The following is a 15,598-nucleotide window of genomic DNA, read 5'->3' on the forward strand; positions in this document are numbered from 1 at the left end:
GGGGGGGGTGGTGCTGGCTCCCCCCCCCCGCGAACGGCGCCGCGCGCGGGAACGGGTCCGGGGCGGAGCCCCGGGGAACGGGCGAAGGGCGGGTAGGGGACCCAGCCCCGCAGGGCCCGCCCAGCCGCACCCGCCCACCGGACCCCAAGCCGGGACGGCCGGGGCGGCAGCCCCGACCGGCCACCGCCGGACGGAGTTCGGCGCAGCGCAGTGAAGCCGGGGAGGCCCGCCAGGGCCGAGCCGTGCGAGCTGCGCGTCGAGAAGGTGCCCGGCGCAGCGACGCGAAGCCCGCGCAGCGGTGCGAGCGACGCGTCGAGAAGGAGGCGCCTCAGGGGCGGCCCTGGAGTTTCGCCGAGGCGGTTCGGGTGGGGGGGAGTTGGGTGTAGAGGCGGGTGCCGGGGCATTCCGTGGCGAAGCCGTCGCGGTGGCCCGAGATGACGTTCAGGCGGACGTTGCTGCCCTTCGCGTAGAGGTTGCCGCCGCCCGACTTGAGGGTGGTCTTCGCGCGGGGGTCCGCTCCGAAGAGGCCCAGCTTCCAGGCCGTGAGGCCGGCCACCGCGTCCACCGCGGCCTTGGGGGGAGCCGTGGAGGCGAAGGTGCCGATGACCGCGACGCCCATGCTGTCCGTGTTGAAGCCCATGGTGTGCGCGCCGAGCACCGCCTTGGCGACTCCGCCCGCCCGGCCCTCGTAGACGGTGCCGCACTTGTCGACGGCGAAGTTGTAGCCGATGTCGCGCCAGCCGCTGCTGACCACGTGGTAGCGGTACAGGCTGCGCAGGACGGCCGGGGCGTCCTTGCAGGCGTAGTTGTTGCCCGAGGCGGTGTGGTGGACGAAGGCGGCCTTGACCGTGTTCGTGTAGACGAAGCCCTTTTCGCGCAGGCTCTCGTCCGCGCCCCATCCCAGCCGGGTGACGATCTTCGGGCGCGGGCCGATGTACGGGGCGGCCGCGAGCGCCTCGTCGACGAGGACCGCGTCGGCGGTGGAGTCGGCCTTGTTGAGGGCGGGGATCTCCTTGGCTCCCAGGGGGGCCATCGGGACGTTGGCGGAGGAGGACTCCGCCATCTCCATCGTCATGCCGGGGAGGAGGGCCAGCTCCCCCTTGTCGTCGTCGTCGAGGACGGGCGAGGCCTCCTCGGTGCCGTTCTTCGCGTCCGTCTGCGGACGGGTCGTGTCTCCCGGGTCCACCAGTTCGATGCGCATGCCCGTCGGGAGCCCGCTGCTCACCACGCGGCCGCCCGGTTCGGCCTGGACCCGGACCTCGATGCCGTCGGACTGCCCGACCCACAGGGGGGCGGTGCTGCCGCGGACGCGGCCGGTGCCCCGTTCCGCCGTGTCGGGGTCGGCGGCGTGTTCGCTGTTGTGGGTGTCGACGTCCTGCCATTCGGACCAGGCCGAGGTGGCCACGGAGCGGGTGCGGACCTGGACGCGGCCGTCGAGCTGGGTGCTCGCGTCGTCCCAGACGACGCCGACCAGCGAGAAGGTCTTGACCTCGCGCGCCGACAGGCCCCGCGTCTCGGGCAGCCGGGGCGAGGTGCTCATGCCGGGGACGCCGGGGGTGCGGTCCGCCGCGGGTCCCACGGGGACGAGGGGCAGGGACTGGGTCGAGCCGGCGGGGGTCACCGGGGCGGCCGCCTCCGTCACCGCCGCCGGGTGTGCGAGGGCCGTGGAGGGGAGCGCGAGCGGCAGGGCCAGTGCGGCAGCCGTCGCGACGCCGATCGAGGAAGCAAGGAATGCACGCATGGAAAGGATGCTGGGGACTGCGGGAGGGGCGCGCCATCCGAAAACTGACGTCCCGTCCGGCACCGGCACCGATACCCCTCCTCCGTACGGGGGATCGTGCTGCGGCCGTACGGAGGAGGGGCGCGGGCCGTCCCGCGTAGGCTCTGGTCCGTGAACGCCACTGACCGCACCCCTGCCGACCTGCTGCGATCCGCGCTCGCCGCCGATCCCGGCCGCCCGCTCGTCACCTTCTACGACGACGCCACGGGCGAGCGCGTCGAATTGTCCGTCGCCACCTTCGCCAATTGGGTGGCCAAGACCTCCAATCTGCTCCAGGGCGACCTGGGCGCCGAGCCCGGCGACCGGCTCGCCCTGCTGCTCCCCGCGCACTGGCAGAGCGCCGTGTGGCTGCTCGCCTGCGCCTCCGTCGGGGTCGTGGTGGAGGTGGGCGGGGATCCGGGCGATGCCGACCTGGTGGTGAGCGGGCCGGACACCCTGGAGGAGGCGGCGGCGTGCTCCGGCGAGCGGGTGGCGCTCGCGCTGCGGCCGCTGGGCGGGCGCTTCCCGCAGCCGCCGGCCGGGTTCGCCGACTACGCCGTGGAGGTGCCGGGGCAGGGCGACCGCTTCGCGCCCTTCCAGCCCGTGGACGCGGACGGCCCGGGCCTGGTGGTCGGCGGCGAGGAGCTCTCGTACGCACGGATCTGCGAGCGGGCCCGCGAGGACGCGGTGAAGCTCGGCTTCGGCGAGGGCGCCCGGGTGCTGTCCCGGCAGGGTTACGACAGCTGGGAGGGGCTCTCGACCGGGCTCTACGCGGCCCTGGCCACGGGCGGCTCCGTGGTGCTGTGCCGCAATGCCGAGGGGCTGGCGGAGGGGGCGCTGGCCCAGCGGATCGAGAGCGAGCGGGTCACCCACACGGCCTGACCCCGCCGTCACCCGGACCGCCCAATGCCGGATCTGGGCTATTTGTCACCCACATGGCCCTATACCGGGCCGCGCCCCCGGGCCTCATCGATCACCCGGGGGCAGGATCGGCACAGGCCGTACTCACCCGTACGGCCCGTACCGGTTCGGGTGAGGGGACGGAACGCGAGTGACGGACAGCGCAGGCATACCGGGCGGCACCGATGCGGCCGGAGGCGGGAAGCCTCCGAACGGCCGCAGGCGGCGCCGGCTGCTGCGCTGGATCGGGCTCGGGACCGGGCTGCTCGCCGTCGTCGGGGCCGGCACGGGCTGGTGGATCTACTCCAAGCTCGACGGGAACATCGCCGAGGACACCTCCGCCGCCGCCGAGCTGCGGCGCTACGACAAGGAGCGCCCGGTCCACCTGGCGGGCGGCGCGCAGAACATCCTGCTGATCGGCTCGGACTCGCGCACGGGCGCGGGCAACGCCCCGTACGGGCAGGACGAGGGCACGCAGCGCTCGGACACCACGATCCTGCTGCACCTGCCGGCGGACCGGAAGAGTGCGACGGCGGTGTCGATACCGCGGGACCTGATGGCGGAGATACCCGCGTGCCTGAAGGCGGACGGGAGCCGGACCAGCGAGCAGTTCGCCCAGTTCAACTGGGCCTTCGAGTGGGGCGGGACCGCCTGCACGATCCGCACGGTGGAGGCGATGACCGGGATCCGGGTCGATCACCACATGGTGCTGGACTTCAGCGGGTTCAAGAAGATGGTCGACGCCATCGGCGGGGTGGAGGTGTGCCTGCGCCGGCCGGTGGACGACGCCGAGGCCAAGCTGAAGCTGCCGGCGGGCCGGCAGACCTTGCAGGGCGAGCAGGCGCTGGGCTTCGTCCGGGCCCGCTACAGCCTGGGCAACGGCAGCGACACCGAGCGGATGGAGCGCCAGCAGGCGTTCCTCGGGTCGCTGGTCAAGAAGGTGCAGAGCAACGGGGTGCTGCTCAATCCGGCCCGGCTGTACCCGCTGCTGGACGCGGCGACCTCCTCGGTGACCACCGACCCGGGGCTGGCCTCGCTGCGGGGGCTGTACGAGCTGGTCCGGGGCGTACGCGACATCCCGACCGACCAGATCAAGTTCCTCACGGTGCCGCGCCGGCCGTACGCGGCCGACGCGAACCGGGACGAACTGCGCCAGCCCGACGCGACCCAGCTCTTCCAGCGGCTGCGGGCGGACGAGCCCCTCACCATCGCCCCGCCCGCGCCCAAGGCCACGACCACGCCCGCTCCGGCCGAGCGGCCGGACGGGGCCCGGGACGAGGCGGCGGCCGACGACAAGGCGGACCGCCCCCAGGACGGCAGCCAGGACAGCACCCGGGGCAGTACCGGGGACGGCACCGGTGACGGCCCGGGAACCGCGGAGCCCTCGACTCCCGTCCCCACCTTCACCGGCACCACGGCCGGTGTGGCCGACTGCCGGTAAAGCAATCCCAAAAGCCGGTGCCCGGGCCGAGCTTGTTGGGGCGATTGCCCCGTTGTAAGTGCGTGGAATTCATCACCAGCATGGTTTGCGGCGAACCTGTCCGGATAAGGTGAGCGATCCGGTGCCCGGCCAGTACAGAGGCCGTGCGCCAGCAGCCGGATCGTTGACCGTGCGCCTGGGGGAGGCGCGTCGCGAAGCACCGACGGAGGATTCGAGCAAACCGTGGATGCGCAAAGCCGTGGACGGGCCGACGAGATCGACCCCGCAGATCAATGGGTACTCAACCCCCGCACCGGCAACTACGAGCTGCGACTGGAAGACACCTCTGCGCAAGCACCGTCGCAGCGGTCCGCCCCCCGCGCGGCGCCCCGTAGAACTCCCGTTCCTCCCCGCTCCCCCGCCGCCCCCTCCCCCGCGGTTCCCGGACCGCGCCGCGGTGACGCTCCTCCCCCCGGCGGAGGCCGGCGCGGCGGACGTTCGCGCAAAGTGGGCGGTGGCGGTCGCAAACGCGCGCTGACCATCACGGGTGGAACCCTGGCGGTGCTGCTGATCGGCGGCTCCGTGGCGGGCTACCTCTATTACCAGCACCTGAACGGCAACATCGTCGTCACCGACGTCGGCGACGCGGGCACCAGCGGCGGTTTCAAGAAGGACCAGCCGATCAACATCCTGGTCATCGGCACGGACAAGCGCAGCGGCGCGGGCAACGAGGGGTACGGGGACGCCGGCAGCGTCGGCCACGCCGATACGACGATCCTCTTCCACGTCTCGAAGGACCGCTCCAACGCCACGGCGCTGTCCATCCCGCGCGACCTGATCACCACCCTGCCGACCTGCCCCACGAAGCAGCCGGACGGCTCCACCAAGGACATCCCCGGCGAGCGCGGGGCCCGCTTCAACACCAGCCTCGGACAGTCGGGCCGCGACCCGGGCTGCACGATGCGCACGGTCAAGGAGCTCACCGGGATCCAGGTCGACCACTTCATGATGGCCGACTTCAACGCGGTGAAGAACCTGAGCACGGCGGTCGGCGGGGTGCCGGTCTGCGTGGCCAAGGACGTCAACGACAAGGACTCCAAGCTCAAGCTGACGGCGGGCGAACACCGGCTGGAGGGCGAGCAGGCGCTGGCCTTCGTACGCACCCGGCACGCCTTCGGCAACGAGAGCGACCTCGACCGCATCAAGACGCAGCAGCAGTTCCTCAGTTCGATGATGCGCGAGATGAAGTCCAAGGAAACGCTGACGAGTCCGAAGAAGTTCTTCTCCCTCGCGGAAGCGGCCACGAAGTCGCTGAGCGTGGATTCGGGGATAGGGTCGATCGGAAAACTCACCGAACTTGCAGGTGAGTTGAAGAACATAGACCTCAAGAACATCACCTTCACCACACTTCCGGTGCTCGACAATCCGGCGGAGAAGGTCAAAGCCACCGTGGTCGTCAACCAGGCCCAGGCCGAACCGCTGTTGCAGATGATCCGCGGGGACGTCTCCCTCACGGAGGTCGAGAAGAAGGAGCAGGCGGCGAAGGACGCGGCGGACGCCGACGCGAAGGCCAAGCTCGACGCCCTCCTGCAGGGCGCCCGCGCGGAGGCCAAGGACGTCCGGGTGGACGTCTACAACGGCGGCGGCCCGACCGGATCCGCGTCCGGCACGCTGAACTGGCTGCAGAACACCAAGGGGGTGCCGAAGTCCAGCAACCTGGGCAACGCGCCCGCCAAGGTGGACACCACGCAGCTGGAGTACGCACCCAACCAGGCCGACCAGGCCAGGGCGTTGGCGGACATGATGGGTCTGCCGGCGACGGCGCTGAAGATGGGTACGGCCGACGCCGCGCCCAAGACTCCGATGAAGCTGACGCTCGGCGCCGACTTCAAGGGGGCGGGGGTCTCCATGACGGCGCCTCAGCAGGCGCCCGAAGGCGTCCAGCGGGTCGAGGCGGACAAGTCCGTCTGCGCCAAGTGACCGAACAGGGGGGCCGGCCGGCCCTCCGCGGTCACGAAATGACGTGCCGGACCCCGTCGGACCGGCACAATACCGACTCAGAGTGATCGTGATGGGGGACGCGTGAGGCACAGCAGCGTGCAAGGGGAGGGGGCGCCGGGCCGGGCCGGCGACGGCATATCCGGCTCCGGCACCCGACCGACGGCCACCAGTGCCGTACCCGCGCCGAGGTCCGGCTCCGGCCACCGCCGCGGCGGTGGCGGCGGGGGCAAGGGCGGCAAGCGGCCGACCCGGCGGGGGCGGCGCCGCATACTGCGCTGGACGGCCTCCATCGTCGCGCTGCTCATACTCGGGACGGCGGCGGCCGGTTACCTCTACTACCGCCACCTCAACGGCAACATCCGCAGCGGCCAGCGCCTGAGCGGCGACAGCGGGGTCGCCAGGGGCGAGGCCGATGCCGCGGGCCGGCGCCCGCTCAACATCCTGATGCTCGGTTCCGACCTGCGCGACGAGGAGAACGCGAAGCTCGGCGGCGGCTGGGACATGATCGGCGGCCCCGTGCGGGCCGACGTGCAGATGCTGGTCCACATATCGGCCGACCGGAAGAACGCCTCGATCACCACCGTTCCGCGCGACACCATCGTGGACATACCGGAGTGCACCGACCCCGCGACGGGCACCAAGTACAAAGCCACCAAGAACATGATCAACGAGAGCTTCACGCGCGGGGGCGCCGGCTGCACCCTGGCCACCTGGGAGAAGATGGCCAACGTCTACATCGACCACTGGATGCTGATCGACTTCACCGGTGTCGTGAGCATGGCCGACGCCATCGGCGGCGTCGACGTCTGCGTCAACCAGAACGTCTTCGACCAGTCGAAGCCCGGGTCGGGGACGGGCGGTTCCGGCCTCAAGCTGACCGCGGGCACCCACAAGGTCCAGGGCGAGCAGGCGCTCCAGTGGCTGCGCACCCGGCACGCCTTCGGCAGTGACATGGGCCGGGCCAAGGCGCAGCACATGTACATGAACTCGATGATGCGCGGGCTCAAGAGCCAGAACGCCTTCACCGACCTCCCCCGCCTCACGGGCCTGGCGGAGGCGGCGACGAAGGCGCTGAAGGTGTCGGAGGAGATCGGGTCGGTCAAGAAGCTCCTCGACCTCGCCCTGCTGCTCAAGGACGTGCCGGTCAACCGCATCACGTCGGCCACGATCCCGGTGCTGCAGGCTCCGAACGACGAGAACCGGCTGATCCTCGACCCCGCGGACGCCCCCAAGGTGTGGGAGATGCTCCGCAAGGACGTGGCCATGGACAAGAACGGCGACCCGGCGCCGGCCGAGAGCGGCCAGCCGGGCGCCGACCCCTCGGCCCCCGCCACGTCGACCGAGCCGACCCCGCAGACGTCCTCCGCGCCGCCGACCTCCAACCCCGCGAAGATCGCCGTACAGGTGGTCAACGGCACTGGTGTCGGGGCGCAGGCGGTGCAGAAGCGGGCCACGGCCATCGCCGGCGAGCTGGTCGCCAAGGGGTACTCGCTGGCCAAGGCGGACGGCGCGCCGACCCCCGAGAAGGCGACGATCGTCCGCTACGCCACGGACGCCCAGGCCGCCGACGCGCAGGCCGTGGCCGCGGCGCTCGGGATCCCGGCCACCTCGGTGCAGAAGTCGGCCTCGGCAGCCAAGATCACGGTCCTGGTGGGCGCGGACTGGCGCGAGGGCGCCACGTACCCGCAGCAGGCGCCGCCCGAGGCCGGTTCGGTCCCGGAGTCGGCCGACGTGCTCAACGGCACGGACACCAGCTGCATGGACATCTACGCGCCGTTCCAGTGGAAGTGAGCGGCCGAAGGACGGGCTCGCCGAAACGCTGACGCCTTCAGACACCGAAAGGGGTGACCCGGTCCGCCGAGGACCGGGTCACCCCTTTGGTGTGCGTACGCAGGCTCAGGCCTCGGCGGGGTCCCGCCGGACCGACGGGCGGCGGCTCGCGATGACCTTGGCGGCGAGCGAGCGCGGGCTGGTCAGGAAGCCGTAGCCCCAGCACACGTGCATGGTCGCCAGGGCGACGGGGATCCGCAGCCGGGCCTTGAGCGACAGTCCCTTGCCGGCCGGAACGGAGCCGACGGTGATCGCCGCGAGGTAGCCCGCCGGGAGGACGAAGGCCCACGGGGTGACGGCGGCTCCGACGACCACGCCGGCGGCGATCGCGCAGACGGCGGCCGGTGCGGCGAGGTAGCGCAGGTTGATGGAGCCCGCATGGTAGCGGGCCACCACGTGGCGCCAGCGCCCGTAGTCCTTGTACTGCTTGGCGAGCGCCCGTACCGAGGGACGCGGGCGGTACTGGACCTTCAGCTCCGGCGAGAACCAGATCAGTCCGCCGGCCTCGCGGATGCGGAAGTTCAGCTCCCAGTCCTGGGCGCGGACGAACTCCACGTTGTATCCGCCGGCGGCCTCCAGGGCCTCCCGCCGGAACACCCCGAGGTAGACGGTGTCGGCCGGGCCCGCCTTGCCACCGGTGTGGAAGGCGGCGTTGCCGACGCCGATGCGCGAGGTCATCGCGGCGGCGACGGCGTCCTCCCAGGCGTTCTCGCCCTCGGCGTGCATGATGCCGCCGACGTTCTGCGCGCCGGTCTCCTCCAGGAGGCGGACCGCGGTGGCGATGTAGTTCGGGGAGAGCATGCCGTGGCCGTCCACGCGCACCACGATCGGGTGGCGCGAGGCCTGGATGGCCGCGTTGAGGGCGGCGGGGGTCCGGCCGGTGGGGTTCGGGACGGTGTGGACCCGGGGGTCTTCCCGTACCAACTCGGCGGCGATCTCGTCGGTACGGTCCTTGGACGGCCCGAGTGCGATCACCACTTCCATCTCACCCCCGTACTCCTGTCCGAGGATGTGGTGGACCGAGTTGCGCAGATGGCGCTCCTCGTTGAGTACCGGCATGATCACCGAGACTGCGGGCTGCTGGGCGGGCATGTGGTCCTTCAAGGTCGGGTATCGGTGTCACGTTACCGCGTACGGGGGAACCGGGTGCGCGCCGGATGAGCAGTAAGGACAACGGCTGATCGTATGGGCCTACTGTTCTGACGAATCTGCCGAACGTGCGAGGTGTCCCCCGTGCCCCAGCCGCACCGTCCCACCCGACCCGCCCTGCCCGCCCGGTCCGCCCGGCCGTCGCAGCGCGCGCCGCGGCCAGGCGGTCCGGCAGGGCCCCGGGCCGGCGGGAACCGGCCGGCGGACAGACCCCGCTGGGGGGTCCGGCTCGCCGCGGGGCTGTCGGTGCTCGTCCTGGGCTCGGGGGCCCTCGGGCACGCCGTGATGACCGGGCTGGACACCGGGATCCAGCGCGTGGACCCCTTCAAGGACATGAAGAACCGCCCGCAGGCCGGGCACGGGGTGAACTTCCTGCTCGTCGGCACCGACGGCCGCGACAAGATCACCGCCGAGGAGAAGCGCGAGTACCGCCTGGGCGGCGCGCCCTGCCACTGCACCGACACCGTGATGCTGGTCCACCTCTCGGCGGACCGGTCGCGGGCCAGCGTGGTCAGCCTCCCCCGGGACAGCTTCGTGGAGCTGCCCGCGCACGTGGACGGCTCGAGCGGCAAACCGCACGGGGCCCACCCCGTGAAACTCAACGCCGCCTACGCCGAGGGCGGGCCCCAGCTGACCGTGCGCACCGTCGAGAACATGACCCGCGTGAAGATCGACCACTACCTGGAGGTCGACTTCACCAGCTTCATGAAGACGGTCGACGCCATGGGCGGCGTGGAGATCTGCACCGCCAAGACCATGCACGACCCCAACACCGGACTCGACCTGCTCCCCGGCACCCACCGGCTCAGCGGCGGCCAGGCCCTGCAGTACGTGCGCTCGCGCCATGTCGACGGGGCCTCCGACCTGGGCCGGATGCAGCGCCAGCAGCGGTTCATCGCCGCCCTGATCAAGCAGGCCACGGGCGGCGGGGTGCTGCTCAACCCCGTCAAGTTCAAGCAGGTCAGCTCCACCCTGCTGAGCTCGGTCCGGGCCGACCGGGGCTTCGGCTCGGAGCAGATGCTGGCGCTCGGGCAGGCCATGCGCGATTTCACCCCGTCCTCCTCGGAGTTCGCCTCCGTGCCCGTCGGAAACCCCTCCTTCCCGGTCAAGGGCATCGGCTCGACCGTGAAATGGGACGAGGGGAAGGCCGCGAAGCTCTTCCAGGCGCTGCGCGAGGACCGGCCGATGGCCCCGCCCCAGGCCCCCGCCCCCGGCAAGCCGGTGCGCAGGCAGCCGGCGGTACCGGTGGACGTGCCCCCGGGCCAGGTCCGGGTCCAGGTGGAGAACGGCACCCGGATCGACGGGCTGGGCACCCGGGTGGACTCGGCGCTGCGCGCCACCGGCTTCGACACCACCCGGGCTCCGGGGAACGGCGCGAGCCGGGACGTCAAGCGCACGGTGATCACGTACGACCCGCGCTGGGACCGGTCGGCCCGTACGGTGTCCACCGCGCTGCCCGGCAGTGAGCTGCGGGCCGTGCGGGGGCAGGGGCGGACCGTGGTGGTGATCGCGGGCGCCGACTACCGCAAGGTGGTGCCGGTGCGTGCGGAGGACCCGTACCAGGGCGAATTCGGTGTGGTCACCGGTGACCAGGTGGTCTGCGGCGGCTCCTGACCGGAGCGGGAGCGGACCTGGCCGGAGCGGGTGCGGCTCCGGCCCGAGCGGGTGCGGAGCTCAGCCGAACCAGCCGTCGGAGTGGGCCTGCTCCAGGGCCTCGTAGTAGGCCTCCGCCACCTTCTCGTACCCCATGTCGTTCGGGTGCAGGCCGTCGGCCAGCTCGGCCGGCATGGACGCGTCCGCCCGGTCCGCGGGGGTCAGCCACGGGGGCTTGACGTACCTGAAGTGCCGGCCCGAGCGCTGCTGCAGCTCCGTTTCCATCCGCTTGAGGCGCTGGTTGTACGCGGCGATGGGCCCGGTGAGGTCCAGGCCCCGGGAGCCGGGGGTCGAGGGGACCAGTCCCTGCTGGATGACGGTGGCCTCGGGGCGCAGGGCGAAGATCCGCTCGACCAGGTCCTGCGCCTGGTCCGCGGCGTGCTCGGGGTCGTCGCCCTGGTTCAGGTCGTTGAGACCGGCCGAGACCAGGACCACGTCCGGCCGGGCCGTCCTGATCCACCGGTCCGCCCCGGCGCGGATCCGGTCGATGGTGTAGCCGGGATGGCCTTCGTGCTGGTTGTCGCCCATGCGTCCCTGCTCCTGGGAGCCGACGAAGTCGACGGTGAAGCCGGACTGGCCGGAGAGCAGCAGCTCCAGGGGCAGCCGGTAGCCGGCGCGGCCGGAGCTTCCCGAACCGGCGGCCGTCGAGTCTCCGAGGGGCATGAGGCGGATGTTCCGGGACCGCCCCGTGCCGGAGGAGGGGTCCGGGGAGCTGTCGGGGGACGGCTCGCCCCCGGCGGGTGCCTGGGGGGAGTCCTTCGTCAGCATCGGGACGGCGGCGGTGATTCCCGCGATTCCCGCGAGGCCGGTGAGGCCGGCGAGCACGGCCGAGCGGCGGTTCATGGAGCCTTCCGGGTGGAGCGGGGCGGCATGGCCGCGTGCAGGAGCAGGAGCAGGTGCGGGTGCAGGGGGTCCGGGCGCACTAGACGTCGGCGTCCAGCCCCTGCGCGGACCGCTCCTCCCGCAGGTCGCGGATGGCCTGGCGGCGGGCGAGCCGGTGCGTGCGGCGGATCTGGGCCTCCTGGTAGCGCCGCTCGTCCCGCTCGGTCTCCCGGATCACCTGCGGGACCTCGCGGGGCTTGCCCTCGGAGTCGACCGCGGTGAAGACCAGGTAGGCGCTGCCGACCTGGGTGGCGGGGGTGGACTCGTTCCACCGCTCCGCGAGGACGCGGACGCCGATCTCCATGGAGGAGCGGCCCGTCCAGTTGCACTGGGCCTTGACGTGGACGAGGTCGCCTACGCGGACGGGGGCGAGGAAGGCCATCTCGTCCATGGAGGCGGTGACCGCCGGGCCGCCGGAGTGGCGGCCGGCCACGGCGCCGGCCGCGTCGTCCACCAGCTTCATGATCACGCCGCCGTGCACCGTGCCGAGGAGGTTGGTGTCGTTGGCGGTCATGATGTGGCTCAGGGTGGTGCGGGAAGCCGAGATCGGCTTTCCGCGCAGCTCGCCCGATATCTCTGTCATGGGGACAGCTTAAGTGCGGCTTGCTGGTGTCAGCTCTGCAACAGCAGCGGTACGAAGAGCCGCCGGGGGTGTTCCGTGGGCCTTGCGGCCAGGCATTCTTGGGCACATGAGTGACTGGGACGGGTGGAGCGGCGAGCAGGACCAGCGCGGCCGCCGCGATGACGGGTACGGCCGCGGCAGCGGCCAGGCGGAGCCGGAAGGCGCACGGCGGATGAGGCACGTCCAGCGGCCCGGCCCCGGCCCTCAGGCGTCCCGGCAGCCGCAGCAGCCTCCGCAGCCCCAGCAGCCCCCGCGCCGCCCGGCTCAGCCGCCGGCGGGCCCCGCCTACGTGCCTCCGCAGCAGGACGGCTCGTACAGCGGCAACAGCCACGACGGATACGACAGCGGCTACAACACCGGCCAGGTCTACGGCGGCGGCCAGCCGCCCAGTGGGCCGCGCGGGCGCGGACCGGGCGGCCCCGGCGGCCCCGGCGGCCCGGCCCGGCCGGCGGGACCGGCCCCGGACTGGCGCAAGCGGATCAAGATCGGCTCGATCGTGCTGGCCTCGGGCCTGCTCGTGACGAGCATCGGCACCTACTTCTGGGCCGACTCCAACGTGCGCCGCGAGGTCGACCTCTCCAAGGTCATCGAGCGCCCGAAGGAGGGCGACTGCACGACCTACCTGATCGTGGGCTCCGACAGCCGTGAGGGCATGTCCGCCGAGGACAAGAAGAAGCTCCACACCGGCTCGGCCGAGGGCAAGCGCACCGACTCGATGATGATCCTCGCCAAGTGCTCCAGCGGGAACACGATGATCTCCCTGCCGCGCGACTCGGACGTGGAGATCCCGTCCTTCGTCGGCTCGGAGTCGGGCAAGAAGTTCGCCGGCCAGGGCCGCCGGGTCAAGCTGAACGCCGCGTACGCGGAGGACGGCCCGGAGCTGCTGGTGCGGACGGTGGAGTTCAACACCGGCCTGCGCATCGACCACTACGCGGAGATCGGCTTCGCCGGCTTCGCGAACATCGTGGACGCGCTGGGCGGGGTGGAGCTGAACATCGAGAAGGGGTTCAAGGACGAGAAGTCCGGGGCCGACTTCAAGGAGGGCACCCAGACGCTGAACGGCGAGCAGTCGCTGGCCTACGTACGGACCCGCTACGCCTTCGCCGAGTCGGACCTGCAGCGGACCAAGAACCAGCAGAAGTTCCTGTCGGCGCTGGCCAGCCAGGCGGCGACCCCGACGACGATCATGAATCCGTTCAAGCTGTACCCGGTGCTGGGCGCGGGTCTGGACACGCTGATCGTGGACAAGGACATGGGGCTGTGGGACATGGGGTCGATGTTCTTCGCGATGAAGGGCATCAGCAGCGGTGACGGCGTGTCCATGAACATGCCGATCTCCGGTCAGCGCGGCGGCAACCTCGTCTGGGACAAGGCGAAGGTGCAGCAGCTGGTGCAGCAGATCCAGAAGGACGAGAAGGTCACCGTCCGCGGGAACTGATCACAGGGCGGGCGCCCCTCGCCGGGGCGCCCGTCCGGCTCAGGCGTCGGAGGAGAAGCGGATCGCCGCGTCGGGCAGCTGCGCCCCGCACCAGATCCGGGCTCCGGCGCGGAGCTCGTTGTCGGCCCCCACGACGGCCGCGTCACCGATGACGGCGGCGTCCAGTACGGTCCGTGCGCCCACCGAGGCGCCCGCGCCGATCAGGCTGGCGGACACCTGCGCGTCGGGTCCGACGACCGCGTCCCCCAGCACGATGGAGCCCTGGACGACCGCACCCGCCTCGATGCGGGCTCCGGCGCCCACGACGGTGCCCCCCGACAGCTTGGCCCCGGCCGCGACGTGGGCTCCGGGCAGGACGAGGGACTCGCCGCGGCGTCCGGGGACGGCCGGGGAGGGGACGACGCCGCGGACCAGGTCGGCGGAGGCCTGGATGATCGCCTCCGGCTTGCCGAGGTCCATCCAGTACGTGTTCTCGGTGACCCCGTGCAGGGTGGCCCCGGAGGCGAGCAGGCCGGGGAAGGTCTCGCGCTCCACGGACACGGACCGGCCGGCCGGGATGGTGTCGATCACGCTGCGCCGGAAGACGTAGCAGCCGGCGTTGATCTGGTCGGTGATGATCTCCTCGGGCGTCTGCGGCTTCTCGGTGAAGGCCAGCACCCGCCCGTGGGCGTCGGTGGGGACCAGGCCGAAGGCGCGCGGGTCGTCGACCCGGACCAGGTGCAGGGAGACGTCGGCGTCGGCCGCCTCGTGCGATTCGACGAGGCCGGCGATGTCCAGGCCGGTGAGGATGTCCCCGTTGAAGACGAGCACCGGGGAGTCCGGGCCGCCGGTGAGCAGCTGCGCCGCGTTGCGGATGGCGCCGCCGGTGCCGAGGGGCTCGTCCTCGACCACGTACTCCAGGTGGACGCCGAAGGCGGTTCCGTCCCCGAAGTAGGGCTCGAAGACCTCGGCGAGGTAGCAGGTGGCCATCACGATGTGCGTGACGCCTGCGGCGGCGGCGCGGGCTATCTGGTGGGCGAGGAAGGGAACACCTGCCGTGTGGACCATCGGCTTCGGCGTGTTCACCGTGACGGGGCGCAGCCGCGTCCCCTGTCCGCCGACCAGCAGGATCGCTTCCGTCATTTGCGTTCTCCCCAACCGGTTCCGGCGTACGAAGGTCCAAATTTAGCCCATCCGGGGGGTCCCCAGGGGGCTGGTGTCCGATGTGTGCGGTCGTCTTCGCCGCAGGCCAGGGCCTCAGGCGGCGAACGGGTTGGCGTGGCCGGGCAACTGCTGCCCCGGGCGCAGGAATCGCCGGTTGCCCTGCTCGTCGCGCACCTCGTGGAACCCGGCGGCCGTCAGCCGCCGTGTGATGGTCGCGCGGCGGATCACGCCCACCTTGAAGGCCACGGTGGCGAGCAGCGCGGCCAACCCGCCGGAGAGGAACGCCTCGACCGGCGACTTGTCGTCGATGAGCATGAGGACGGGCAGGGCCGCGCAGAGGAGGTAGCACACCACCTTCTGGCGCCGGTCGCCGACGTACATGGCCATGACGTCGAAGGTGACGAGGTCCTTCAGCACGGCCACGGAGTCGGCCGCCTCGGGTAGCGGCTTCAGCGACCCCTGCGCCAGCCCCGGCACCGTCCCGCCGTTGCCCGCCTGCGGGTGGGCGGTGATGGCGGCCGCCTCGCGGACGCGCGCGTCGGGCCGCGGGTCCCGGTACATCCGGACCTGGACGAGGGAGTTCTTGAAGCCGGTCCGGTAGGCGATGCCGTACGTGTAGCCGTACTGCTCCGCCACGTGCGCCAGGGCGGCCGCCTTCTGCGCGGTGCCCTGCGGGGCGATCTCGACCACGTCCTGCTGACGGGCGATCTGCTGGAGCATCCCAGCCATGTGACGTTCTACGGACATCCTGATTCCCCGCCCCCAGGCGATCCCGCCCCCACAGCCCCGCACCCGGGGCCG

Annotated in this window: 12 protein-coding genes; 6 read left to right on the forward strand and 6 right to left on the reverse strand. The window is 71.9% G+C overall.

Annotation, left to right across the window (positions count from 1 at the left end):
• Positions 1–328 precede the first annotated feature (328 nt).
• On the reverse strand, positions 329–1,741 hold the full coding sequence (locus tag ACFRU2_RS40905) for a peptidoglycan recognition protein (protein ID WP_382981391.1): 1,413 nt from the start codon (positions 1,739–1,741) through the stop codon (positions 329–331).
• Positions 1,742–1,891: 150 nt separating this feature from the next.
• Between ACFRU2_RS40905 and ACFRU2_RS40910 the strand changes: the two genes are divergently transcribed.
• The 4 genes from ACFRU2_RS40910 to ACFRU2_RS40925 all read left to right on the forward strand — a co-directional run bounded on the left by ACFRU2_RS40910 (position 1,892) and on the right by ACFRU2_RS40925 (position 7,871).
• Positions 1,892–2,641: a TIGR03089 family protein gene (locus ACFRU2_RS40910; protein ID WP_382981392.1), complete on the forward strand. Its 750-nt coding sequence runs from the start codon at positions 1,892–1,894 to the stop codon at positions 2,639–2,641.
• 169 nt (positions 2,642–2,810) lie between these two features.
• Entirely contained in the window at positions 2,811–4,100 is a 1,290-nt protein-coding gene (locus ACFRU2_RS40915; protein ID WP_382981393.1) for an LCP family protein, read from the forward strand.
• A 222-nt stretch (positions 4,101–4,322) separates the two neighbouring features.
• Complete coding sequence (locus ACFRU2_RS40920) at positions 4,323–6,059, forward strand: LCP family protein (protein WP_382981394.1); 1,737 nt, start codon at positions 4,323–4,325, stop codon at positions 6,057–6,059.
• A gap of 102 nt (positions 6,060–6,161) precedes the next feature.
• A complete protein-coding gene (locus ACFRU2_RS40925) occupies positions 6,162–7,871 on the forward strand; it encodes an LCP family protein (RefSeq protein ID WP_382981395.1) in 1,710 nt (569 codons plus the stop codon).
• Between the two features lie 105 nt (positions 7,872–7,976).
• Here ACFRU2_RS40925 and ACFRU2_RS40930 read toward each other — a convergent pair whose 3' ends face one another.
• A complete protein-coding gene (locus tag ACFRU2_RS40930; protein WP_382981396.1) occupies positions 7,977–9,002 on the reverse strand; it encodes a glycosyltransferase family 2 protein in 1,026 nt (341 codons plus the stop codon).
• Between the two features lie 141 nt (positions 9,003–9,143).
• Between ACFRU2_RS40930 and ACFRU2_RS40935 the strand changes: the two genes are divergently transcribed.
• Positions 9,144–10,673: an LCP family protein gene (locus ACFRU2_RS40935; RefSeq protein WP_382981397.1), complete on the forward strand. Its 1,530-nt coding sequence runs from the start codon at positions 9,144–9,146 to the stop codon at positions 10,671–10,673.
• A gap of 60 nt (positions 10,674–10,733) precedes the next feature.
• Here ACFRU2_RS40935 and ACFRU2_RS40940 read toward each other — a convergent pair whose 3' ends face one another.
• Complete coding sequence (locus ACFRU2_RS40940) at positions 10,734–11,555, reverse strand: SGNH/GDSL hydrolase family protein (RefSeq protein ID WP_382981398.1); 822 nt, start codon at positions 11,553–11,555, stop codon at positions 10,734–10,736.
• Positions 11,556–11,634: 79 nt separating this feature from the next.
• Positions 11,635–12,177, reverse strand: a complete 543-nt coding sequence (locus ACFRU2_RS40945) for an acyl-CoA thioesterase (protein WP_382981399.1) — start codon at positions 12,175–12,177, stop codon at positions 11,635–11,637.
• Between the two features lie 106 nt (positions 12,178–12,283).
• Between ACFRU2_RS40945 and ACFRU2_RS40950 the strand changes: the two genes are divergently transcribed.
• Complete coding sequence (locus ACFRU2_RS40950; RefSeq protein ID WP_382981400.1) at positions 12,284–13,654, forward strand: LCP family protein; 1,371 nt, start codon at positions 12,284–12,286, stop codon at positions 13,652–13,654.
• Between the two features lie 39 nt (positions 13,655–13,693).
• On the opposite strand, the gene ACFRU2_RS40955 is transcribed toward ACFRU2_RS40950, so the two are convergent.
• Positions 13,694–14,776 (reverse strand): sugar phosphate nucleotidyltransferase, encoded by a 1,083-nt coding sequence (locus tag ACFRU2_RS40955; protein WP_382981401.1) that lies wholly within the window; start codon positions 14,774–14,776, stop codon positions 13,694–13,696.
• Between the two features lie 114 nt (positions 14,777–14,890).
• Complete coding sequence (locus ACFRU2_RS40960; protein WP_382981402.1) at positions 14,891–15,544, reverse strand: hypothetical protein; 654 nt, start codon at positions 15,542–15,544, stop codon at positions 14,891–14,893.
• Positions 15,545–15,598 lie beyond the last annotated feature (54 nt).

Source organism: Streptomyces sp. NPDC056883, assembly GCF_042788835.1.
GTDB classification, from domain to species: domain Bacteria; phylum Actinomycetota; class Actinomycetes; order Streptomycetales; family Streptomycetaceae; genus Streptomyces; species Streptomyces stoeckheimensis.

Coding starts and splice junctions, on each gene's coding strand:
- ACFRU2_RS40940 (WP_382981398.1), bottom strand. CDS start 11,555: ATGAACCGCCGCTCGGCCGTGCTCGCCGGCCTCACCGGCCTCGCGGGA.
- ACFRU2_RS40930 (WP_382981396.1), bottom strand. CDS start 9,002: ATGCCCGCCCAGCAGCCCGCAGTCTCGGTGATCATGCCGGTACTCAAC.
- ACFRU2_RS40960 (WP_382981402.1), bottom strand. CDS start 15,544: ATGTCCGTAGAACGTCACATGGCTGGGATGCTCCAGCAGATCGCCCGT.
- ACFRU2_RS40905 (WP_382981391.1), bottom strand. CDS start 1,741: ATGCGTGCATTCCTTGCTTCCTCGATCGGCGTCGCGACGGCTGCCGCA.
- ACFRU2_RS40950 (WP_382981400.1), top strand. CDS start 12,284: ATGAGTGACTGGGACGGGTGGAGCGGCGAGCAGGACCAGCGCGGCCGC.
- ACFRU2_RS40945 (WP_382981399.1), bottom strand. CDS start 12,177: ATGACAGAGATATCGGGCGAGCTGCGCGGAAAGCCGATCTCGGCTTCC.
- ACFRU2_RS40955 (WP_382981401.1), bottom strand. CDS start 14,776: ATGACGGAAGCGATCCTGCTGGTCGGCGGACAGGGGACGCGGCTGCGC.